The organism is Streptomyces sp. RPT161 (assembly GCF_027533845.1).
Lineage (GTDB): Bacteria > Actinomycetota > Actinomycetes > Streptomycetales > Streptomycetaceae > Streptantibioticus_A > Streptantibioticus_A silvisoli_A.
The window spans coordinates 109,066-129,681 of record NZ_JAPZVN010000009.1 but is presented as its reverse complement, the minus strand read 5'-3'; the positions used below and the strand labels follow the sequence as shown (position 1 = coordinate 129,681).

Sequence of the window (20,616 nt, the reverse complement as noted above, 5' to 3'; positions counted from 1 at the left end):
TTCGGCCCAAGCGGCGGATTCCGGCCTGGCTCGCGGCCCGGACGGACGGTGCCGTGTCGGAGTGCGTCGGTGACACGCCGTAGACAGCGCAGTTCGGCCTCACCGCTCGGGTGCTCACGTCAGGCTGCTGGCGTGAACCGGAGTCGGAGCGGATTCGGGTCGGATGGGGGCCGCGAGCGGCAGCGAGTGTGTGCCGACCGTGGTGATCCGCCGTCCTGCCGGGCGCGGCTGAAGGCTCTGGTCGGTGTGGACTGGCGGGCGCAGGCGTCGGCGGACTGGCCCGCGGGAGTCGCGGCGGGGATCGCGCTTGCGGCCCCTTTGGTGGTCGGCACGGTGATCGGACACCCCAAGGCGGGCGCTTCGCTGACCCTTCCGGCGCTGCTGGTGGTCATGCCCCTGCCGCAGAAGGCGAACCTCGGAGAACGTGCTCGCCGACTCGGTGCGCGGACGGTGGCGATCACCCTGGCAGGGCTGTACTCCTTCCTGGTCGACGCCCGCGTCTGGGCCTTGGTGCCAGCGATCGCCGTGGCCGCCGCGGCGGGTGCGGTGCTGCCACGCGTGGGCAACACACTCGGCCTGGCCACGGTGCTGGTCGGCATCTCCGGCCCGCTGGAAGGCTTTGGCATCCCCGCCCTGCCCCAGCTCGCCGGAAGTCTGTGGGGCGCCGTACTCCTTCTGCCCCTCCTACCCCGACGGGATTCGACCACCCGTCCCGCACCCCCGCCGCGGGCACCGGCACGCACCCGGCAGGACTGGCTCCACGCCGCCCGCCTCGCGCTGCTCCTGGCAACAGCATCGGCGACCATGGCAGCCGTGCACCGACTCTCCGGCCAAGGCCACTGGCTCATCACCGGAATCCTGCTCTCCCTGCGCCCCACGCCCGAAGCCACCCAGGCCAAGGCGCGCCAGCGCATCGTCGGCAACACCCTCGGCGGCATCGCCGCCGCACTGGTTCTGTTGACCCACCCCGGCCCCTGGCCAGTCACGGCCATCGTCGCCGCCACAAGCACACTCGCCTACGCCCTCAGACCCGCCAACTACCTCTACTGGTGCCTGGCTTTCCCCCTTCTGCTGCTCCTTCTCACCGACTTCGACCGGCCTACTCCCTGGTACACGGCCGCGGTACGGGCGGGCCTGGTACTGGTCGGAGCCGTCGTCTCCGTCCTCGCCTCACGCTGGCTGTGGCCACCAACTCAGGTGCTCGCGTCCGCCAACTGAAGCGCTCACCCGCCAGGCCAAGCACAGGAGATTGCCGGACTTGCTGGCCGACCTCATCGTGCGACGCACCATCGAGTCGGCCGTCCTGTGGATGGCCGTCGGCCGCGGCGACGTCGCAGTTGCCTCAGGCGGGTCGGGGACCACGCCGCTGTCGCCAGCGCCTTACTGAGGCGCTGGCGAGGTTGCAGCGTTGACGGTGGCATGGCCTGGCAGGGACAGCCGCGCCGTGAAGAGCGGCAGCGGTCGCCCAGTGGCACGAGTCCTCAGGCCAGGAACTCGTCGATGGCTGTCGCGATCTCCTCGGCGTGGGTCTCCAGGGCGAAGTGGCCGGTGTCGAGGAGGCGGACGACGGCGTCGGGGAGGTCGCGCTTGAACGCCTCGGCGCCGGCGGGCAGGAAATAGGGGTCGTTGCGGCCCCATACGGCCAGGAACGGTGGTTGGTGCTGCCGGAAGTACTCGTGGAAGGCCGGGTAGAGGGCGATGTTGGTGTGGTAGTCGCCGAAGAGATCCAGTTGAATCTCGTCGGCCCCGGGCCGCGCCAGGTACGCGTCGTCAAGCGTCATGCCGTCCGGAGAGACCGCAGTCGGATCGGCTGTGCCGTACGTGTACTGCCAGCGGGTGGTGTCAGGCGACAGGAAGCCGCGCAGCGCGTCGCGGTTGGCCTGCGACCGGTCCCGCCAGTAGGCCCGGATCGGGTTCCAGCCCTTGCTCAGGCCTTCCTCGTAGGCGTTGCCGTTCTGCGAGATGATCGCGGTGATCCGCTCCGGGTGCTTGGCCGTGATCCGGAAACCCGTCGGCGCGCCGTAGTCGAAGACGTAGAGCGCAAAGCGCTCCAGGCCGATCACCTCGGTGAAGCGATCAATGACGCCCGCGATGTGCTCGAAGGTGTAGTCGAAGTCGTCGCGCGGCGGCATGTCGGACTGGCCGAAACCGGGCAGGTCGGGGGCCACGAGGTGGAACCGTCCGGCCAAGCGGGGGATGAGGTCGCGAAACATGTGGCTCGCGCTCGGGAAGCCGTGCAGGAGCAGCAGGGTGGGGGCATCGGCCGGGCCGGCCTCGCGGTAGAAGATGCTCAGGCCGTCGACGTCTGCCGAGCGGTAGGCGATGGACGTCATGGTGATTCTCCCTTGACTGCGTAACTAGATTTGTACCTCTTGGACGGTTACTTGCCTGGCGTGATCACTCGGGCTTCTAGGTCGTCGACACGCTGCGGGCAGCGTTCAGGACGGTGCCCACGGCGGCATCGGGGGCGGTGACCATCGGAGTGTGGTCGACGGGCTTCGACAACTGGCGGGCCGACATCCTCTCGGCCGTGAATCGCTGGGTCTCGGGGGTGATCATGCGGTCCTCCGGAAAGGCCGCTTCGATGCTTGATACCTAACCGCCTTAGCGACGTTTTGAACGTTATGCAGGTGGTTCGTAACTTGTCAAGAGTCGCCAGACTGGTTACTCTCGTCGAGACGAAGCTGACGCCGACCTATGGAGCGTGTTCCGTGTCCGACCACCGGCCGTCGGCCATGTTCATCGCCGACGCCGTCGGCCTGGACTTCCTGAACTCGGTCGCCACTCCGGCCGGCACCCAGGTCGACTGGATCGCCGACGGTGACGGCCTTTTGGTATGGCTGGAACAGGCGGAGCTGGTGTCGGCCGAGGTGCTCGAGAAGCTGCGAGCAGAGGCCATGCCAGGGGAGATGGACCACGTCGCTGCCCAGGCGAGAAGCCTTCGGGAATGGTTCCGGGGGTTCGTCAATGAGTGGAAGGGGCGGCCGGTCCCGTCCGAGGCCGTACGCGACTTGGAGCCGCTCAATCAACTGCTCGCACGCGATGAGCAGTTCGTGCAGGTCGTGGCCGGCGGGCCTGAAGGCTCGAATGGTCTGGAACTGCGCACAGAGCGCCGATGGCGGACACCGGAGTCGCTGCTGCTGCCGATCGGACAGGCGCTGTCGGCAGTCGTCAGCCAGGAGGACTTCACGAACATCAAAGCCTGCCAGGGGCCGACCTGCACACTGGTGTTCGCCGACCGCACCCGGGGCCGCGCTCGCCGGTGGTGCACCATGGCGATCTGCGGCAACCGCGCGAAGCAAGAGGCCCACCGAAACCGCGCCAAGACACCACGTTGAGGACTCATCGGGCTAGTGACCAGGACGTAGCCCGCTAGCAGGGAACGATTACGCAGAACCCGCAGCGCGGTGACTTCGGTGGCCCCCAGCGTGGCGGCGTCGGCCGGATCCACGCCCTCGGGAACGGCGCCGAGCCAGGCAGGGCTGACCGCTACCAGCTCCGCCCACGCGTAGGGAGCCATTCCCAGCCCGACGCGTGCCTTCGGGCGGCCCCCAACCGTCGGATGCGGCGCGCACCACGACGCCCACCGCGTCGTAACCGTGCACAGCGCCGGCCGACCACTGGTGCGCGTACCTCAACTCGCCGAAATTGCGACCGATGTGCCGTATCTCCACCAACGCCTCACCGGTGGACGGCACTGGAAGAGGACTGCGGGTCACCAAGCCTCGCGGTCGTCCGTACAAGCGGCTCGCGCGCTCACGCGTTGAGCGCGGGCAGCGCGACGGATTCGGGAGACCGGGCTTCCTCGGGGGCCGGGCGCAGCCACCGGCTGTGTGCGGCGAGACAGCCGAGGGCGAGCGATATCAGGTGCCCGGCGTCGGCGAGTTGCTGGTCGTACAGCCACGCGGCGGTCAGTACCACGGCGAGCAGCGGCAGACCGTACCGGCGCAGCGGTCCCCCGGCGAGCGCGAGCAGACACGCCCCCGTGGTGACCAGCCCGTAGCTGATGCCGACGTCACGCGCGCGGGTGGTGATTCCGGGCATGTGGGCCAGCCGCATCAGCCACAGCGCGCCCTCGGTGAGCAGTGTCGCGGTGAGGTGCCCGTAGACGAAGACCCCGACCGCCCGCGCCCGACCCCACCGCCACTCCGCGGTACCCAGCACTGCGGCCACGGCCGCGACGCCGACCAGCACGGGCACTCCGTCGACCACCAGGCCGCTGGTGAACAGGGTCCACCACTTGCCGACCTCCATGTGATGCACGTTGCTGCTGTTGTGCCGCATGAACCGGGCCTGTTCCGCCGCTGGTTGGCCCTTGAGCCACCATGCGGTCAGCAGAAGTGCCGTCACGTAGACGGCGGTCGCTCGCAACCGTCTTGCGTCGTGTGCGATCCTGCTCCGAACATCGTGCTCTGCCATCCCACTCCGTAGTCCAACGGTTCCGTGTGCTTCCAGGACGGAGACTGCACGGCGGCCACCGGCGGTTGCATCCCGACGGTTTCGGGTCAGCGGCGGATGATGCCCTGCGCGGTGGCCGTCGCCACAGCGGCCGTGCGCGAGTCGACGCCGAGTTTGGTGTAGATGTGTGCCAGGTGGGACTTGACGGTGGCTTGGCTGAGGAACAGCCGTTTGCTGATCTGGTCGTTGGACAGGCCCTCCGCGACCAGCTGCAGAACCTCCGTCTCACGTCGTGACAGCGCCGTGGATGGTTCGCGCACCCGGTCCATCAGCCGTAGTGCCACGGCGGGCGCCAACGCGGACCTGCCGGCCGCCGCCGTGCGCACGGCTGCCGCCAGTTCCTCGGGCGGGGCGTCCTTGAGCAGGTAGCCGGTGGCTCCGGCTTCGATCGCGGCCAGGATGTCCGCGTCGGTGTCGTACGTGGTCAGTACGAGCACTCGTGGGGCGCCGTCTCTTGAGGTGATCGCGGCGGTGGCCCGCGCGCCGAGCATGCGGCCGGCGAACTGCAGGTCCATCAGCACCACGTCGACCGCGAGCCTGGCCGCCAACTCCACCGCCTCATCGGGGGTGGCGACATCGGCGACGACGCTGAAGTCCGGTTCGGTTTCCAGCAGGGCGCGCAGCCCGGCCCGCACCACGGGGTGGTCGTCGGCGAGCAGCAGTCGGATGGCGGTCATGCGGTGACTCGTCCATGGACGTCGGTGGGCCCTGTGCGGACGGGGAGGGTGACGGCGACCGCCGTGCCCTGGCCGGGCGCCGACTCCACGGCGAGGGTCCCGTGCAGCGCACGGACCCGGGACCGCATCGCGGCGAGGCCGAAACTGCCTTCGGCGGCCGGATCCGCACCCGGAGGAGGCTGCGGGCCGGGCGTGAATCCGCGGCCGTCGTCGATGACGTCAAGGGCGATCTCGCTGCCCATGTAGCTCAAGGTCACCTCCGCACGGGTGGCGGCGGCGTGCTGGACCGTGTTGGCCAGCGCGGACTGGGCGATGCGCAGCAGCGCCACCTCCAAAGGCGTGGGCAGTGCCTCCGCCTCTCCGGACAGATGGAACGTCACGGCCAGCCCGGAGGACTCCCCGGTGGTGGCGCACAGCCGCTCCAGGGCACCCGGTAGCGAGCCCGTCTCCAGATCGGGCGGGGTCAGCGCACGGACGAAGCGGCGGGCCTCAGCAAGGTTGTCGGTCGCGGTGCGGCGGGCGTGCCGTACATGCCCGAGCGCCGTTTCCGGCTGGTCCGGCAAAACGCGCTCGGCGGTGCGCAGCAGCAGCTGGATGCTGGACAGGCCCTGGGCGAGGGTGTCGTGGATCTCCCGGGCCAGCCGCTCGCGCTCCGCCAGGACACCAGCGGTGTGCTGGGCGTCGGCCAGGTCGCTGCGGGCCGTCATGAGTTCCCCGATCAGGCGACGGCGTCGCTCACTCTCCCGGTAGAGCGCCTGGTAGCCCAGGACCGTGGCGACCGCGACGGCCGCGCCCAGGACGGGCCCCACCACGGTGCCCGGGCTGAGAGTGCCGGAGTGCCATCCGAAACCGGCGATGGCGGCGGCCGTGGTGGCGGCCACGGCGGCCAGCGCAGGGCGGGTGGGCAGCAGATGGAGCTGGAGGAAGTACAGCGGGAAGGCGAGCCACACCCCGTCGGGGGTCAGCGCCAGCAGCACCGCCCACACCACCACGACCCCCGCCAGCCACGCCAGGGCCGCACCGCTGGACGTACGGACACGGGGCAGCGCGGCACCCGCGCCGTACACCACGCCGAACACGACCGCCGTCGTGACGACGGCACCGGCATCGGGACGGTGGTCCACCGCCGTCCGGGCGGCGGACAGGACGAGCAGCCCGAACACCATGAGGTGCAGGCAGGCGCGCAGCAGCCGCAGGGCAGGGATCAGGGAGTGAGTGGTCACGATCCCTCAAGGCTAGAACGCCCGCACCGGCCGGACATCAACCAAAAGGTGTAAGCGCAGGTCAATCCATTGGTTTCGGGGAACGACCCGGACGCACGATGCCCGCGAGCGCGCTTCCCGGGACCGTTGGGACAGCTGCCGGACAACGGGTCCGGGATGTCGAGGGAGGCGGGTCACGGTGTTTGTCGCCTGGCGCGATCTGAGGTTTGCCAAGGGCAGGTTCGCCCTCATGGGTACCGTCATCACACTGATCACGCTGCTCGTCGGGCTGCTGTCCGGGCTGACCACCGGGCTGGGCAGGGAGAACACCTCCGCGATCACCTCGCTGCCCGCTGACCACCTTGCCTTCGCCGCGCCGGCCAAGGGCAGCGGTGTGTCGTTCACCGATTCGCGGCTGCGGGAGCCGACCTGGCGGCTGTGGGCGAAGGAGCCGGGGGTCACGGCCGCTGACCCGCTGGGCATATCGATGGTCAAGGCCGAGGCGGGCACCACGAGCACGTCGCTCTCCGCGTTCGGCATCCGGCCGGGCTCACGGCTGGCCCCCGGGCGCGCCGCGGTCGGGGACGGGCGCGTGGTGCTGTCGGCCAAGGCCGCCGACGTACTGGGTGTGCGCGCGGGGGACACCGTCATGCTGTCCGGCCGGCGGATGTCGGTCGCGGCCGTCTCGGGCACCGCGATGTACAGCCACACGCCCGTGGTGTGGACGAGCCTGTCGGACTGGCAGCGGCTGGCCGGTGCGTCAGGTGACGGCGGCGAGTTCGCCACGGTGATCGCCTTGTCCACCACCAAGGGCGCCCACCTGTCCGCTGCCGACGCCGCGGCGGGCACCAGGACCGTCACCATCGACGAGGCGCTGTCCGCGATCGGTTCCTACACGGCGGAGAACGGCTCGCTGCAACTCATGCGCGGCTTCCTGCTCGTTATCTCCGCCCTGGTCATCGGCGCCTTCTTCACCGTCTGGACCATCCAGCGCAGTGGTGACATCGCCGTGCTCAAGGCGCTCGGCGCATCCACTGGGTATCTGCTGCGTGACGCGTTGAGCCAGGCACTGGTCCTGCTCGTACTCGGGGCCGGGGCGGGCTCTGCCCTGGCCGCTGCCCTCGGCACCGCTGTGACCGGCAGCGGTGTGCCGTTCGTCCTTGGGGACGGAACGGTTCTGATACCGGCCCTCAGCACGATCGCCCTGGGCGTGCTCGGCGCCGGCCTGGCCATACGTCGCATCACCTCCGTTGATCCGCTGACCGCTTTGGGGAGCGCCCGATGAGCCTGCAACTGACCGACGTCACACTGACCTTCCCGGACGGCGCCAGCCGACTGACCGCCGTGGACCGCGTCAGCCTGTCCGCGCCGCCAGGTACGTTGACAGCGGTCGTCGGCCCGTCCGGTTCCGGCAAGTCGAGTCTGCTGGCGGTCGCCGCGACCCTGATCACTCCGGACAGCGGCCGTGTCGTGATCGCCGGAACCGACACCTCCGGCATGAAGCGGTCCCAGTTGGCGGCCCTACGCCGCAGCACCGTCGGCATGGTCTTCCAGCACGCGAACCTGCTGCCTTCGCTGACCGCCGCCGAACAACTGCAGGTGATGGCCCTGTTGGGTGGGCGACATGCGCGGCGCGCCCGTTCCCGGGCGCTGGAACTCCTCGATGCCGTGGGCCTGGCCGCCGAAGCCGACCGCCGTCCGCACCAACTCTCCGGCGGTCAGCGCCAGCGGGTGAACATCGCCCGCGCCCTGATGAACGACCCTGCCGTACTCCTGGTCGACGAACCCACCAGCGCCTTGGACCAGCAACGCGGCGCCGCCGTTGTCGAGTTGATAGCCGGTCTCAGTCGGCAGCGGGCCACCGCGACGGTCCTGGTCACCCATGACCAATCCCATCTGGCCGCGGCCGACCGGGTAGCCCGGGTCCTCGACGGCCGCCTCACGCTTCAACCCGACACCGTCCAACGGTCCATCCCAGCCGACCACCCGGGCAGAGGGGGACATTGAGCACGTAATACGATTCCTGTGAAGTTGCTGTGAAACTCGATGTCTGCCTGAATAGGGGTCGCTTCCAGATGAAGTTGCACCGGTTCGCGGCGGCTGTGGTTACCGCTGCGATAGCCCCGGCCGCTTTCCTCTCCTCCACGGCCGCTGCCGCCGACGTCAAGGCGCCGGGAGTGTCCGTCCCGGACCAGGGCGCGCGGACGAACACCCCGGCGGACAACGCGGACCACGAGGCCAACCCCTCCACCAGCACCGCACCGGACCCGGCCAAGCCGACCGACGGCGCCGCCGCCGACGGCAAGCCGTCCGGCGACGGCATGGACACCGACGGCCACGGCTGGCTCATGCAGGGCACCACCGTCGCCATCAGCGGCCCCTCGACGTACAAGGCCGGTGGTGGATGGTCGGAGTTGAAGCTCACCGTCGACAACCGTCACGGCCGGGGCTTCAACGGCCTGGTGGTGCTGCCGATGGCCAAGGGCGTCAAGATGGACGACTTCCACCTGCAGTTCCGGGAGCCGGACGGGGTGTGGCGCGACGCGGAGAAGTTCCCGCAGAGCGACTACTTCGACGTCCACTTCCATGCCGAAGGCAAGTCCGACCACCTGTACCAGCTCGCCGTCGGCGATGTACTGACCATCGAACTGCGACTGCGCTTCGCACCGGGCACCGCGGCCGGGCACGGTTCGCTCCTCGCCACTGTGATGCCTGTGGCTGAAAACGACACCGGCGGCTACAAGTCGTCGAACCACTACGAGTTCACCGTACTGCCCGCCGGCAAGAAGCCGTCGACCGAGGATGGCACGCTTCCCTCCACCGGCCATGGCAGCAAGCCCACGAAGCCGAAGGACCACGGCAAGAAGGCGACGACCGAGAGTGACACCAAGTCCGAAGTGACGCCCGCCGCACACAAGGGCAGCGCCACGGCGGACACCGGCACCGCGGGCACCACCCCGACTTCCTCCACCGACGACAACGGCACCGGCACCGGCGCCGAGCTCGCCGCCACCGGTGCCAACCCCGCCACCCCGTGGGCGCTCGGCGGCGGCGCCGTAGCTCTCACCGCGGGCGCGGGCCTGGTGCTGGCGGCCCGACGCCGCTCGGCCGCCGACCGCTGAGCCGCCTCACGGCTGAGCAACTGCCGTCTCCCGTCCCAGGAGTCACCCCCGCGCACCTGCCATGCCCCTGGGGCGGGAGAGGGCGGACGCCGTGAGCCGCAGCGGTAGCCTGCGCAGGCCGTTGACCACGATGGAGTCCAAGTGCTCGGGCTCCCCGTCCGGCAGCACCTGGTCCACCTGCGCCAAGAACTCCCGCAGAACTGCCGCTATTTCGAGCTTCGCCAACCGCGTTCCCACGCAGTAGTGCGGTCCCGCGCCCAGCGCCAGATGGCGGTTGGGGGTGCGGCGCACGTCGAAGACATCGGGATCGGCGAACTGCGCCGGGTCGCGGTTCGCCGACGTCAGCCAGCACACCACCAGGTCCCCGCGGCGGATCCGCTGGCCGCCGAGCACCACATCACGCCGTGCGCGCCGCAGGATGTGTGTGGCACTCGACGTCCAGCGCAGTATCTCCTCGACCGCGGTGTCCACCGCCCCCTCGAAGTCCTCGCGCAGCAGCGCCCATTGGCCGGGCCGCTCCAGCAGCGCGAGCATGCCGCCGGACATCGCCAACCGTACGTTCTCGGTGCCGCCCACCAGCAGGTTGTCGCAGTTGAGCACCACCTCTTCGAGGGGCAGGTACGTGTTCTCGAACCGAACCCCCGCGAGCACGCTCACCAGGTCCTCGCCGGGGCGGGAGCGCCGCCTTTCCGCCAAGTCGCCGAAGTAGTCGAGGATTTGCAGATGGGCGATGCTGCGTTCCTCGGCGGTGCCGGCGCAGAACGCGTCGGTCGACCACTCCACGATGGAGGGGCGGTCCTCGTCGGGGATGCCGAGAAAGGCGCACACGACCTCCAGCGGTAGCTTCGCGGCGACTTCGGTGACGAAGTCGATCCGCGAGGCGCGCACGGCGTCGCGCACGATGGAGTGCGCGGCCGAGTTGAGGGAGTCGGTCAGCAGCCGCAGGTTCCGCGGCGCGAACCAGCCCGCGATCGCACCGCGCAGCACGGTGTGCCGGGGCGCGTCGGAGAGCGCGAGGGTACGGTCGCTGCCGGGGTCCACGCCCTGGGCCAGGGGCCGCAGCAGGATGCCCGATGACGAGCTGAACGTCTCGGCGTCCCGCAGCACCTCCTTCACCTCGGCGAACCGGGTCAGTGACCAGAACCCGGGAAACGCTCCGGGCTCGTGCCAGACCACCGGTGCGTTCTCCCGCATCCACCGCCACAACGCGAAGGGGTTGCCGGACCGGTATGTCGCGCCGTCCACCAGGCGACTGATGTCGTGCCTCATGTCGTTTCCCATCAGGTGCTCGTGCCGACCGTGGCGAGGCACCGACCCAACTCGGCGCGAATCAGCCGGACCGGGGGATCGGTACGCAGGTAGAAGTGCCCGCCCGGGTTCACCACCGGGACGAACTCGGCTTCGGTGTGCTGCTGCCACGCGGTGAACCGGGACCGGATCTCCGGCACGTCGTCCGCGCCGACCACGGCCACCAGCCGCGCGTCGATCCGCTTTCCGATGTGCTCCCGGTACTCCGCGACCAGGCGCAGATCGTCCTTGATGTAGTCGAGGATCAGATCGAGCAGTTCCGGGTCCTGCCGGATCTCGTCGCTCAACGGCTCATAGCGCTCGAGGTACGCCAGCACCTCGTCGGAGCTCTCGAACGGGACAGGAGGCCGTAGCGCGGGTGCGGCGGCCGAGGAGACCACCAGGGTCGGCACGGCGGCCCCGGCCAGCAGCAGATGGTGGGCGACCTCGAAGGCGACGTACGCGCCCATGCTGTGCCCGAACAGCACCGAGTAGCGCGCCGAGTCGGCCAGTATCTCCTCGGCGACGGATTGGGCGAGTTCCAGCAGACTGCCCGCCGTCGGCTCGGCGATGCGCTCCTCCCGGCCCGGGTACTGCACCGCGCACACCCGCGCCGAAGGCAGCAGTGACTGCCAGGACCGGAAGAAGGACGCACAGCCACCGGCGTGCGGGAAGCACAACACGGATTGCTCGGTGTCGGATCGGGCAGCGAACCTTCGGATGGAGGTGGGTTCGGTCATGGCAAGTACCCATCGGTGCGGTGGTGTTGTGGGTCGTGTCGGGCGGTTCAGAGGCTGGACAGCAGTTCCACCTGCTGGGGGATCGTGCCGCAGCGGTACACCTGCTTGACCGCGACCGGGCGACCGGCGATCCTGCCCAGCGCGCGGGAAAGCCTCAGTACGGACAGGGAGTTGCCGCCGAGCTCGAAGAAGTTGCCGGGCTCGGCCTCGTTCACCGACACGCCCAGGACCTCCTCCCAAGCCCGGGTGATCTGGGCGGTGAGTCCGTCCGCGTCCTGGTCGGCGGGTTCCGCCCCGGCGCGGCGCACCGAGGCCAGTAGCGCGGACCGGTCGATCTTGTCGTGTGCGGTGCGCGGCAGTCGTTCCACGAACACCACCCGGTCCGGGACCACCGCGGTGTCCAGCTCCGACGCCACCCGGTGGCGTACGGAGGCGGCGTCGACCGGGGCGTCAGCGTCCCTGACGACGAACGCGTAGCAGGTGGAGGTCTCGGAGTCGTGCGCCACGGCGGCGGCCCGTACGCCGGGGTGCGCGGCCAGCGTCTCCTCGATGGCTTCGATGTTCACCCGTACGCCGCGGATCTTCACCTCGTTGTCCAGCCGGCCCGCGAACTGCAGCCCGTGCGCCGCCGACCAGCGGCCGAGGTCGCCGGTCAGATAGGCCCGCACGGTCCTGCCGGGTGCCACCTCGATGTCGGTGAACCTCGTCCGCGTCTCCTGCTCGGCGCCGACGTAGCCAGTGGTCACACCGCGGCCGGAGATGGCGATCTGGCCCACCTCGCCGGGCGGTACCTCGCGCAGCCGGTCGTCCAGCAGATGGATCGACGTGCCGGGGATCGGGAAGCCGATGCCGGAGGCGCCGGGACGCTCGTACAGCCGGTAGGTGGCCCAGACGGTGCACTCGGTCGGGCCGTACTCGTTGCCCAGCGTGACCTTGGGCAGCAGCGAGAAGTGCTGTTCGATGACGCCCTGCGGCAGCGACTCGCCAGCGCAGATCACCAGCCGCAACGATGCGAGGCCGGCGGCGAGTTGACCGTCCTGGAAGACGGTGTGCAGCAGCTCGGCGTAGAAGCTCGGTACCGTCAGCGTGTGGGTGACCCCGTGCCGTGCGATGAGCCCGACGAGTGCCGCCGGATCTCGTCGCTCGTCCTCACGGGCGACCACCAGTGTGCCGCCCGCCGCGAGGGTGCCCCAGACGCCCGCCACCGACGAGTCGAAGTAGAAGGGCGACAGCAGCAGGAAGGTCGGGGTACCGAAGCTCTCGTACACCGCGAGCCGAGCGGCGGTGGAGTCCGCCAGATTGCGCTGGGAGACCGACACGCCCTTGGGCCTGCCGCTGCTGCCGGAGGTGTAGAGCACATACGCCTCGTCCGCCGGGGAAGGCCTGGCGGGGGCGGCGGTGCCGGCGTCGGGCAGCTTTCGGAACCCGCCGCTGGTGGGATCGGCGACCACCGAGACTCCGGCCGACGACCGGATGTGCCGCGAAGTGTTCTCCGGGGATTCCGGATTGAGGAAGACAAACGACCGGCCGGACAAGGCGACACCGAGCGCGATGGCCGCAGTCGCGGCCGTACGGTACGCCTCTATCCCGATTCTACGGCAATCGGCGTATGCCTCGTCTGAGTTCAGCTCACTGGCAACGTCGAGGGCGATGCCGGCGAGTTCCCGATAGGAAACGGTGTCGTCCCCGCATATCACGGCGGTGTGGTCCGGATGTAGCCGGGCGCGTTCCATGACGGTGTCATGTACCGGCTGCTGGAATTCGGATAGCCGGGGCGCAGCTGAATGCGCCGGGCGGCGAGAATGGGTAGAAGACAGGCTCACCATGGCCGACCATCCTTTGCGTGAGCGCCGACGCTGTCCACGCGGCACCCGGAAGCCTGTCAGGTCCAACGTTCCAACTCCGGACTTGACATGGATTCTTGACGTGCCAGCCGACCCGCTCCTAGGTTCTCGGCCGTACCTCGGCACCACGCGTCTGCCGGGCCTGCCCGTCACCCTCCCAGTTCCTCCTCCGATCGCCGCGGGCGCAGCTGAACGCGACTTATCCGGAAAGGATTTCGAAGTGTACAGAACGTTCGCGGAGAAACTCGCGGAACCGGACCTGATCGAGTTGGACGACCGAATCTACGTCCTCCGTTTCGAGGTCATGAAGGTCACCTCGGTCTATGCGGCGGTAAAGGACCTGCTGGCCCGCGGGGTGATCCGCCCCGGGCAGACGCTGGTGGACAGCTCCAGCGGAATCTACGGTCACGCACTCGCACTGGTCTGCCGGGAACTCGGCCTGAAATGCCATATCTTCGCCTCCGTCGCGGTGGACACGGCGATCAGGACACAGCTGAAGTACCTCGGCGCGACCTTTGACCAGGTGCCGCCCTCGGAAAGCCTCAAGCACGACCAGGAAACCCGGGTCCGGCGCGTCCACGCCTATCTCAACGAGCACCCGGACGCGTACTGGATGCGGCAGTACCACGACGACGTGCACTACGTCGGATACGAGAAGGTGGCCAACTCGCTGATCGGCGAACTCGGTTCGGCGGATCTCACCCTGGTCGGCGGGGTCGGCACCGGTGCCTCGACCGGCGCGATGAGCCGCTATCTACGGGCCGCCGGCGGCGATGTACGGGTGGCCGGCATCCAGCCGTTCGGCAGCCGGTCGTTCGGCGCGGAATCCGTTCCGCTCGACGGGTTCATCATCGCGGGCATCGGCAGCGGAATCCGCTTCGACAACATCGACTACAGCGCCTACGACGACATCCACTGGCTGGACTTCGATGTCGCCGCGGCCGGATGCCGTCATCTGCTGTCCACCACAGGTGTGTTCGCCGGGCTGTCCGCCGGCGCGGGCTGGCAGGTGGCGCGTTATCACCGTTCCGTGGAACCCACCGGTGGGCCCATAGTGTTCATCGCGGCCGACCCCGGACACCGCTACGTCGACAAGGTGTACCCGCTCGACGGACCGCTCGTCGCGGACCCGGGCTACCGCCCGGCCGTGATTTCCGATCTGGCCGACATCGCCGGTCCCTGGTGCACCACGAACTGGGCCAGACGGTCGTTCAGCGTGCGGGACAACCTGCCGGAACTGGAACTACTGGCCTCATAGTGTGAAGGAAGTACGCCAAATGGCCAACGTCGCGGTCATCAACTACGGTCCGTTGAACGACTATGCCGCCATGCTCCCCGAACTGGCCGACCGACTCCATGTCTTCAGCCACCACGAGCTGGCCGACACCGGGCGGTTCGCGCGGTACGAGTACGTGCCGGACTGCGAGTTCGTACCCTACGCCGAACTGCGCATCCGTCAGTTGGCGAAGGAGGAGCGGTTCAGCCACCTGATCACCGACAACGAGTACGACCTGGAACGGGCCGCCCGCATCCGCGCGGACCTCGACATCCCGGGCCAGTCACCGGTGAGCGCGTTGTCGTTCCGCGACAAAGTGGTCATGAAGCAGGTCGCCGAACGCGCCGTCGCCACCCCGCGCTTCGCCCGGCTGGCGACGATCACCGATCTCACCGACTTCATCGACGACAACGGGTACCCCGTCGTCGTCAAGCCCGTGAAGCAGGGTGGCTCACGCGACATCGTGGTGCTGCGCGACGAGGAAGAACTGGTCGCCTTCAGCCGTCGGCACTGGCGCGACGACCTCATGGCCGAGGAGTACGTCGAGGGCGACATCTACCACGTCGACGCGGTCCTGGCCGACGGCTACCGGTTCGTCGCCTCCTCCCGCTATCTGCGCAACTGCCTCGGCGTGCTGTCCGGGCAGAACAACGGCTCGCTGCAACTGCACCCGCAGGACAAGCTCGCCAAGCGGCTGGAGGAGTTCCTGGACAGCGTGCTGGACGTCTTCGACACCCCGGCGACCGGTGCCTACCACCTTGAGGTGTTCCACACGCTGGACGACGAGCTGCTGCTGTGCGAGATCGCCTCGCGGGTCGGCGGCTCCCGTATCCCCGCCCTCACCCGCGCCACCTATGGACTCGACCTGCTCACCACCTGGCTGCGGCTGTCCTGCGGGCTGCCCGTCGACCCGGCGCCCAGCACACCGCCGAACACACTGCACGGCTCGGTCGCCATCGTGCCGCCGGGCCGCCCGGTCGGGGCGCCGCCGCAACCGCCGTTCGCGTGGGTGCGGCACTACCAGGTGAACGACAAACTCCCACCCGGCGCCACAGCGCAGAACAGCACCTCCCACCTGTGCTTCGCGATCGTGGAGGGCGCCGACACCCTTCAGGTGGAACAGCGGCTGTTCGAAGTGGAGGACTGGCTGCTGGCGAACCTGCGCGAGGCGCCGCAACGTGAAGGGCGAAGGCCGTGAAGGCGTGGCGCCAGACGTCGCCGACCGGACGCACACTGCTGATCGCCGTGCTGTTCACCGGCCTGACGACGTTCATGTTCCTGCCGCTGCTGGCCATCCAGCTCACCGCGCAGGGCATCTCGGCCAGCCGCACGGGATTCCTGGTGGGCCTGCTCGCCTTCTCCAACCAGGGCTTCTCGCTGCTGTGCGGGATGCTGGTGGACCGGTGTGGCGCGCGACGGGTGATGATGGCCGGGTTCGCGCTGCGGATCGCCGGATATCTGCTGCTCGCCCTCGGCGGCGGTACCCGGCTGACGCCGATCGTGGCGGGCATCGTCACCCTCGGCGTCGGCGGGTCGATGCTGGGCCTGTCGATCAAGACGCTGCTGGTGTCCGAGGACAGCGTCGAACCACGCACCATGCTGGCGCTGCGCGCCACGTTCGTGAACATCGGCGTGGTCCTCGGACCGGCGCTCGGCGCCGCCGTGTACCCGTTCGGTTTCCCGTTCATCCTCGGCGCCTGTGTGCTCTCGCACCTGGTGCTCGGCCTGCGCCTGGCGTTCCGGCCGCTCACGGCGCGACCTCGGCCGCGCCCTGCGGCGGCGCGGGATGCCGCACCGGACGCGCCGGGTTGGGCGCGCTGGCAGTGGATACCGCTGTGCCTGGTCGGCGTCGCCTACTGGGCGATCTACAGCCAGCTCAACGTGGTCATGCCGATCACCGCGCACGCCATGACCGGCAGCACCGCCGCGATCTCCGTGGTTTTCACCATCAACGGCGCGCTGGTGGTGCTGTGCCAGTACACACTGCTGCGGCACGTCTTCCGCCGCACCGCCACCCGTACGCTGCTGGCCATCGGGTTCCTCGCGTTCGGCTGCGCCTACGCGGTGCTCATTCCGCGGGCCGGCTGGTTCTCGCTGCTGGCCTTCGTACTGCCGGTCACGGCCGCCGAGATGCTGGTAGGACCCAGCCTCGACGAACAGGCGATCAAGGCGAGTTCGACGCGCGGTACCGGGCGTGCGCTCGGCACCATGGCCGCGGCCGGTGCCTTCGGCAGCCTGCTGGGCGCCAGCATGGGCGGCTTCCTCCTGCAGACGCTGCGCGGCGGCAGCGGGGTCTGGCTGGTGATCATCGGGCTGTCCGTCGGCGCCGCGGCAGCCTGCCTCCTCCTACCGAAAGATCGTGCCCACCATGTCGCGAACACCCACCCCGCCAACACCCCAAGGCCCACCACCTCACCAGAACCCGCACAGTGACCCGGCACGGTGCACCGCCGTACTGCTCAACCCACGCGACCTGGTGATCCGCGCGGCGCACCGACTCGGCGTCTCCACAGTGATCGCCACCGTGCCGGGCGGCCCGGAACCGGTTGGCGCGTCGGGGCCGGTGCTCCGTACCCCCTGGCACATCGACCCCGGCGAACTCATAGATGAACTCCGTGCGTTGGAGCTTCCGGCACCGGTGAGCTGCTTCGGCTTCGGCGAACTCGGCTGCGCGGTGTCGGCGGTGGTCAACCGCGAACTGGGCTGGCCCGGCAACCCGCCGCAGGCCCTCGAAGCCTTCAAGGACAAGGCACGGCTGCGGTCCTTGGTCGGCGACCGGGCGGGAGCGCCGGTGGCCCATCTGACGTGCCTCACGAAGGATGAGATCCTGCCCGCCACCGATCGGATCGGCTTCCCCTGCGTGGTCAAGCCAGTGGACGGAACAGGCAGTTCCGGGGTGCGGTACCTCACCGGCCCCAGCGAGGCCGAGCACTATCTGAGCACCCTCGACTTCCAAACCCCCCACCTGGTGGAAGAGTTCCTGACCGGGACCGAGTACAGCGTCGAGGCCATCAGCTCACCCGCCGGTCACCGCATCCTCGCCATCACCGAGAAGATGACCACAGGCGCTCCGCACTTCGTGGAGACCGGGCACACCCTGCCCGTCCACCTGGACCCCGCCGACCAGGCCGCCATCGGCGACCTCGTCACCGCGACCCTGGACGCCGCGGGCTACCGCTACGGGCCCTCGCACACCGAGGTCATGCTCACCGCGGCCGGGCCCCGGCTCATCGAGTCACACGGCCGCCCTGGCGGCGACCGGATCAGCGACATGCTCGAACTCGCCCTGGGCGAGGACGTCTTCGAGCAGGCGATGGCCAACGTCCTCGGACTACCGGCGCCCACCGAGGCCACCCGTACCCGGGTGGCGGGCATCCGCTACGTCACCTTCGACCGGGCCGCTGCGATGCCCGTCATCGACACCGCACCGGTCGCCGCGCTGCCCGGCGTCGCCGAGGTCAGCGTCTGCGTACCGGCGGGGGAGTACCCGCCGGAGATCCGCAAGTCCGGCGACCGGCACGGCTTCGTCGTCGCCACCGGCGACACCCGCGACGGGCTGGAGCACAACCTGGCCCGCGCCGTGCGCGCGCTCACCGCGGCCGAGCACGCCGTCAAAGCCCGCTGAAAGACCGCCCGTTCAACCTGAAAGGCGCTTCCCGTGTCGTACAAGATCCTGGTCCTGGTGTCCGAGGCGGCCACGTTCCGGCTCGACAACCACTCCATCATCCCCAGCGCGCTGTTCCGCGAAGGCCACGACGTGTACATCGGCGACATCGACACCCTCTGCGTACACGACTCCGTCGTGGTGTGCGACCGGGTGCGGCTCACCGAGGAGTATCTCGTCGGCAGCGACTTCCCGGCACTGAGCGAGTCCTACGCGTCCGCCGAGGAGTTCGACCTGGTCTGGGTGCTCGCCGGTACCCATCCCGACGCGCTCACCGACCACTTCCAACTGCTGTGGCTGCTCAACCGGCGGGTGCCGTTCGTCAACGACGCGTCCGCGCTGTTCTACATGAACTCCAAGACCACCCTCGGCGCCGCGGTGCCCAACGAGAACCTCCCCGCCTCCTACGTCTCCAACGACTTCGACTTCCTCACCAGCCTGGTGGAGTCCGACCCAGCACGCACCTGGGTGGTCAAGCCCACCAACGACGGCATCGGTGCGGACGTCTACTTCCTCAGCAAGCACGAACGCAACCGCTCCGCACTCCTGCAGTCCGCCACCGGCAACGCCGCGCCGCGCTACGGCAGGTACGGACGCGACATCATCGGCATGGCCAAGCGGTACACCGCCGTACAGGAGTACATACCCAACGTACGCAGCAACGAGAAGCGGGTCATCATCGCCGGTGACACCCCGGTGAGCGGCTTCAGGCGGATCCACCCCGAGCACGACGACCGGGCCAACGTCACGCTCGGCGCCAGGTTCGAGCCCCTCACCCTGACCCCGGAAGAGGACGACTTCGTGCGCCAACTCGGCAAGCGCATGATGGGACTCGGCATCTTCTACTCCGGGATCGACCTGGCGTATCCGTACGTCATGGAGTTCAACCTGGTGAACCCGGGCGGACTCAGCTACGCCTACCGTGCGACCGGTGTCGACCAGTCCTCCGAGGCGGTCAACACCGTGCTGGACGCGCTGCGTTCCGCGGGCAAGCTGTCATGACCGCATGGGACTGGCTTGAGCCACGGGCAGTGGCGGCCTGGACCGACTTCGCGGCCACCGAAGAGGCCGAGCCCGATCGGGCGCGCTTCCAGCACAGCATCCACCGGTCCAACTACCGGCACATGTACCCGCCGCCCTGCTTCACCACCGCCGCGTCCGACGAGACCGCCACGGCCGGGCTACGCCTCTGCGAGCTGCTCGCCAGCCTGCCGCGGCGGATCTTCGGCGACGACCTGGCGGCATGGGCCGAGTACCTCGGGGTGCCGCAGGAGGACGCCGACCTGATGTGCGCGGCGCTGCGCAACCCACGGCTGCGCCGCATCGCCACCTCGTTCATGCGGCCCGACCTGCTGGTGACCGAAGGCGGCCTGAAACTGGTCGAGTTGAACGTCGCCACCTCGCTCGGCGGCCTGAGCACACTTCCCCCGTACACCGACGCCGCCCGGGCCTCGGCCTACCACCGGTTCCTGGAACGGCGCGGACTGGGCCTGCTCGGTCCCGACACCGCGAAGACGTGGCTGGAGACGTTCGCCGCACTCGTACGGCGGCGCGGCGACCGGCCGCCGCATGTCTTCGAGGCGATCGCCAACCCGGCGGACATCGACTCCGGCCGCCGCTTCTTCGTACGGATGATCCGCTCCGCGGGCTACGAGATCAGCTGTGGCCTGGTCACCGACCTCCAAACCACCGACGACGGCGCGTACTTCGAGGGCCGACGCGTGGACGTCGTGGTGACGATGTACACCTGGCACGAGTCCAGGGCCTTCGTGCCGCACGAACACACCCGTGCCCTGATGGATCTCGACACGGCCGGGAAGCTGGACTTCGTCGGCTCCCCCGCCGCCGCACTCTTCGACAACAAGGCGAACCTGGAACTGCTCACCGCCCCCGAGTTCGCCTCCCAACTGCGGTCGGAGGAACGCGAGTGGGTGCGCACACACGTGCCCTCGACGTTCCGGCTACGCGCCGAGACCGCCGACCGTGCGCTCGCCGACCGCGAGCGGCTGATCTGCAAACCGGCCTCGGCCTACGGCGGCAAGGGCGTGGCGTTCGGCCGCGCGATGACCGACCAGGAGTGGCGGGCCCTCATCCGGGAGCGGCTGGCCGACCAGCGCGAGCGCTACGTGGTGCAGGAGCGGCTGCGCCCGGCGGTCGTCGAGCTGCCGGGGGCTACCCCGCCGGAGCGTGAAGTGGTGCTGGGGCCACTGGTGTTCGGCGGGCGGTTCGCCGGAGTGATGCTGCGGCAGTCACTGCCGAGCGGACTCGCCCCGATCAACGCGGCGAACGGGGCTGAGTCCGCGGCGGTGCTCACGGTGCGGGGCTAGGAGGTGGGATCCGGGCTCG

19 protein-coding genes are annotated in these 20,616 nt (G+C 69.3%); 11 read left to right on the top strand and 8 right to left on the bottom strand.

The window, feature by feature from the left end:
* Window positions 1-132 precede the first annotated feature (132 nt).
* A complete protein-coding gene (locus O5O46_RS19565) occupies window positions 133-1,218 on the top strand; it encodes an FUSC family protein (RefSeq protein WP_269856789.1) in 1,086 nt (361 codons plus the stop codon).
* A gap of 263 nt (window positions 1,219-1,481) precedes the next feature.
* Here the strand turns inward: O5O46_RS19565 and O5O46_RS19560 are convergent, their stop codons facing one another.
* Together O5O46_RS19560 and O5O46_RS19555 are read right to left on the bottom strand one after the other, a co-directional pair.
* Window positions 1,482-2,333, bottom strand: coding sequence for an alpha/beta fold hydrolase (locus tag O5O46_RS19560; protein WP_269856788.1), 852 nt, complete (start codon window positions 2,331-2,333; stop codon window positions 1,482-1,484).
* A 76-nt stretch (window positions 2,334-2,409) separates the two neighbouring features.
* Window positions 2,410-2,559, bottom strand: a complete 150-nt coding sequence (locus O5O46_RS19555) for a hypothetical protein (protein ID WP_269856787.1) — start codon at window positions 2,557-2,559, stop codon at window positions 2,410-2,412.
* A gap of 152 nt (window positions 2,560-2,711) precedes the next feature.
* Between O5O46_RS19555 and O5O46_RS19550 the strand changes: the two genes are divergently transcribed.
* Complete coding sequence (locus O5O46_RS19550; RefSeq protein WP_269856786.1) at window positions 2,712-3,338, top strand: CGNR zinc finger domain-containing protein; 627 nt, start codon at window positions 2,712-2,714, stop codon at window positions 3,336-3,338.
* A gap of 418 nt (window positions 3,339-3,756) precedes the next feature.
* Here the strand turns inward: O5O46_RS19550 and O5O46_RS19545 are convergent, their stop codons facing one another.
* The 3 genes from O5O46_RS19545 to O5O46_RS19535 all read right to left on the bottom strand — a co-directional run bounded on the left by O5O46_RS19545 (window position 3,757) and on the right by O5O46_RS19535 (window position 6,301).
* Window positions 3,757-4,371, bottom strand: a complete 615-nt coding sequence (locus tag O5O46_RS19545) for a rhomboid-like protein (RefSeq protein ID WP_269856785.1) — start codon at window positions 4,369-4,371, stop codon at window positions 3,757-3,759.
* A 134-nt stretch (window positions 4,372-4,505) separates the two neighbouring features.
* Entirely contained in the window at window positions 4,506-5,135 is a 630-nt protein-coding gene (locus tag O5O46_RS19540) for a response regulator (RefSeq protein WP_269856784.1), read from the bottom strand.
* Window positions 5,132-6,301: a sensor histidine kinase gene (locus tag O5O46_RS19535; RefSeq protein WP_269856930.1), complete on the bottom strand. Its 1,170-nt coding sequence runs from the start codon at window positions 6,299-6,301 to the stop codon at window positions 5,132-5,134. Before O5O46_RS19535 ends, O5O46_RS19540 begins: the two co-directional genes overlap by 4 nt.
* 235 nt (window positions 6,302-6,536) lie before the next feature.
* Here O5O46_RS19535 and O5O46_RS19530 point away from each other — a divergent pair, with 235 nt between their 5' ends.
* The 3 genes from O5O46_RS19530 to O5O46_RS19520 all read left to right on the top strand — a co-directional run bounded on the left by O5O46_RS19530 (window position 6,537) and on the right by O5O46_RS19520 (window position 9,459).
* Window positions 6,537-7,622 carry an ABC transporter permease gene (locus tag O5O46_RS19530; protein ID WP_269856783.1) on the top strand — a complete coding sequence of 362 codons (1,086 nt, stop codon included), beginning with the start codon at window positions 6,537-6,539 and terminating at the stop codon, window positions 7,620-7,622.
* Entirely contained in the window at window positions 7,619-8,344 is a 726-nt protein-coding gene (locus O5O46_RS19525; RefSeq protein ID WP_269856782.1) for an ABC transporter ATP-binding protein, read from the top strand. Before O5O46_RS19530 ends, O5O46_RS19525 begins: the two co-directional genes overlap by 4 nt.
* Before the next feature lie 68 nt (window positions 8,345-8,412).
* Window positions 8,413-9,459 (top strand): LAETG motif-containing sortase-dependent surface protein, encoded by a 1,047-nt coding sequence (locus tag O5O46_RS19520; RefSeq protein WP_269856781.1) that lies wholly within the window; start codon window positions 8,413-8,415, stop codon window positions 9,457-9,459.
* Window positions 9,460-9,501: 42 nt separating this feature from the next.
* On the opposite strand, the gene O5O46_RS19515 is transcribed toward O5O46_RS19520, so the two are convergent.
* From O5O46_RS19515 to O5O46_RS19505, 3 genes are read right to left on the bottom strand one after another with little or no spacing between them, the layout of a single operon-like run.
* On the bottom strand, window positions 9,502-10,728 hold the full coding sequence (locus O5O46_RS19515; protein WP_269856780.1) for a cytochrome P450: 1,227 nt from the start codon (window positions 10,726-10,728) through the stop codon (window positions 9,502-9,504).
* Between the two features lie 11 nt (window positions 10,729-10,739).
* Entirely contained in the window at window positions 10,740-11,486 is a 747-nt protein-coding gene (locus O5O46_RS19510) for a thioesterase II family protein (RefSeq protein WP_269856779.1), read from the bottom strand.
* 47 nt (window positions 11,487-11,533) lie between these two features.
* Complete coding sequence (locus O5O46_RS19505; protein WP_269856778.1) at window positions 11,534-13,219, bottom strand: non-ribosomal peptide synthetase; 1,686 nt, start codon at window positions 13,217-13,219, stop codon at window positions 11,534-11,536.
* A 331-nt stretch (window positions 13,220-13,550) separates the two neighbouring features.
* On the opposite strand from O5O46_RS19505, the gene O5O46_RS19500 reads away from it, so the two are divergent.
* Genes O5O46_RS19500 through O5O46_RS19475 form a run of 6 tightly spaced genes read left to right on the top strand, consistent with a single transcriptional unit; the run spans window position 13,551 to window position 20,597 of the window.
* Window positions 13,551-14,588: a pyridoxal-phosphate dependent enzyme gene (locus O5O46_RS19500; protein WP_269856777.1), complete on the top strand. Its 1,038-nt coding sequence runs from the start codon at window positions 13,551-13,553 to the stop codon at window positions 14,586-14,588.
* A 19-nt stretch (window positions 14,589-14,607) separates the two neighbouring features.
* Window positions 14,608-15,804 carry an ATP-grasp domain-containing protein gene (locus tag O5O46_RS19495; protein WP_269856776.1) on the top strand — a complete coding sequence of 399 codons (1,197 nt, stop codon included), beginning with the start codon at window positions 14,608-14,610 and terminating at the stop codon, window positions 15,802-15,804.
* Window positions 15,801-17,039, top strand: coding sequence for an MFS transporter (locus O5O46_RS19490; RefSeq protein WP_269856775.1), 1,239 nt, complete (start codon window positions 15,801-15,803; stop codon window positions 17,037-17,039). The genes O5O46_RS19495 and O5O46_RS19490 overlap by 4 nt, the downstream gene beginning before the upstream one ends.
* Window positions 16,975-18,231, top strand: a complete 1,257-nt coding sequence (locus tag O5O46_RS19485) for an ATP-grasp domain-containing protein (RefSeq protein WP_269856774.1) — start codon at window positions 16,975-16,977, stop codon at window positions 18,229-18,231. Before O5O46_RS19490 ends, O5O46_RS19485 begins: the two co-directional genes overlap by 65 nt.
* Window positions 18,232-18,264: 33 nt before the next feature.
* Window positions 18,265-19,272, top strand: a complete 1,008-nt coding sequence (locus O5O46_RS19480; protein WP_269856773.1) for an ATP-grasp domain-containing protein — start codon at window positions 18,265-18,267, stop codon at window positions 19,270-19,272.
* A complete protein-coding gene (locus O5O46_RS19475) occupies window positions 19,269-20,597 on the top strand; it encodes a hypothetical protein (RefSeq protein ID WP_269856772.1) in 1,329 nt (442 codons plus the stop codon). Before O5O46_RS19480 ends, O5O46_RS19475 begins: the two co-directional genes overlap by 4 nt.
* Window positions 20,598-20,616 lie beyond the last annotated feature (19 nt).

Excerpts from the sequence above, each read along its gene's own strand:
- O5O46_RS19510 (WP_269856779.1), bottom strand. The coding sequence starts at position 11,486 with ATGACCGAACCCACCTCCATCCGAAGGTTCGCTGCCCGATCCGACACC.
- O5O46_RS19525 (WP_269856782.1), top strand. The coding sequence starts at position 7,619 with ATGAGCCTGCAACTGACCGACGTCACACTGACCTTCCCGGACGGCGCC.
- O5O46_RS19555 (WP_269856787.1), bottom strand. The coding sequence starts at position 2,559 with ATGATCACCCCCGAGACCCAGCGATTCACGGCCGAGAGGATGTCGGCC.
- O5O46_RS19520 (WP_269856781.1), top strand. The coding sequence starts at position 8,413 with ATGAAGTTGCACCGGTTCGCGGCGGCTGTGGTTACCGCTGCGATAGCC.
- O5O46_RS19540 (WP_269856784.1), bottom strand. The coding sequence starts at position 5,135 with ATGACCGCCATCCGACTGCTGCTCGCCGACGACCACCCCGTGGTGCGG.
- O5O46_RS19515 (WP_269856780.1), bottom strand. The coding sequence starts at position 10,728 with ATGAGGCACGACATCAGTCGCCTGGTGGACGGCGCGACATACCGGTCC.
- O5O46_RS19560 (WP_269856788.1), bottom strand. The coding sequence starts at position 2,333 with ATGACGTCCATCGCCTACCGCTCGGCAGACGTCGACGGCCTGAGCATC.
- O5O46_RS19485 (WP_269856774.1), top strand. The coding sequence starts at position 16,975 with ATGTCGCGAACACCCACCCCGCCAACACCCCAAGGCCCACCACCTCAC.
- O5O46_RS19495 (WP_269856776.1), top strand. The coding sequence starts at position 14,608 with ATGGCCAACGTCGCGGTCATCAACTACGGTCCGTTGAACGACTATGCC.
- O5O46_RS19475 (WP_269856772.1), top strand. The coding sequence starts at position 19,269 with ATGACCGCATGGGACTGGCTTGAGCCACGGGCAGTGGCGGCCTGGACC.
- O5O46_RS19505 (WP_269856778.1), bottom strand. The coding sequence starts at position 13,219 with ATGGAACGCGCCCGGCTACATCCGGACCACACCGCCGTGATATGCGGG.
- O5O46_RS19535 (WP_269856930.1), bottom strand. The coding sequence starts at position 6,301 with ATGGTGTTCGGGCTGCTCGTCCTGTCCGCCGCCCGGACGGCGGTGGAC.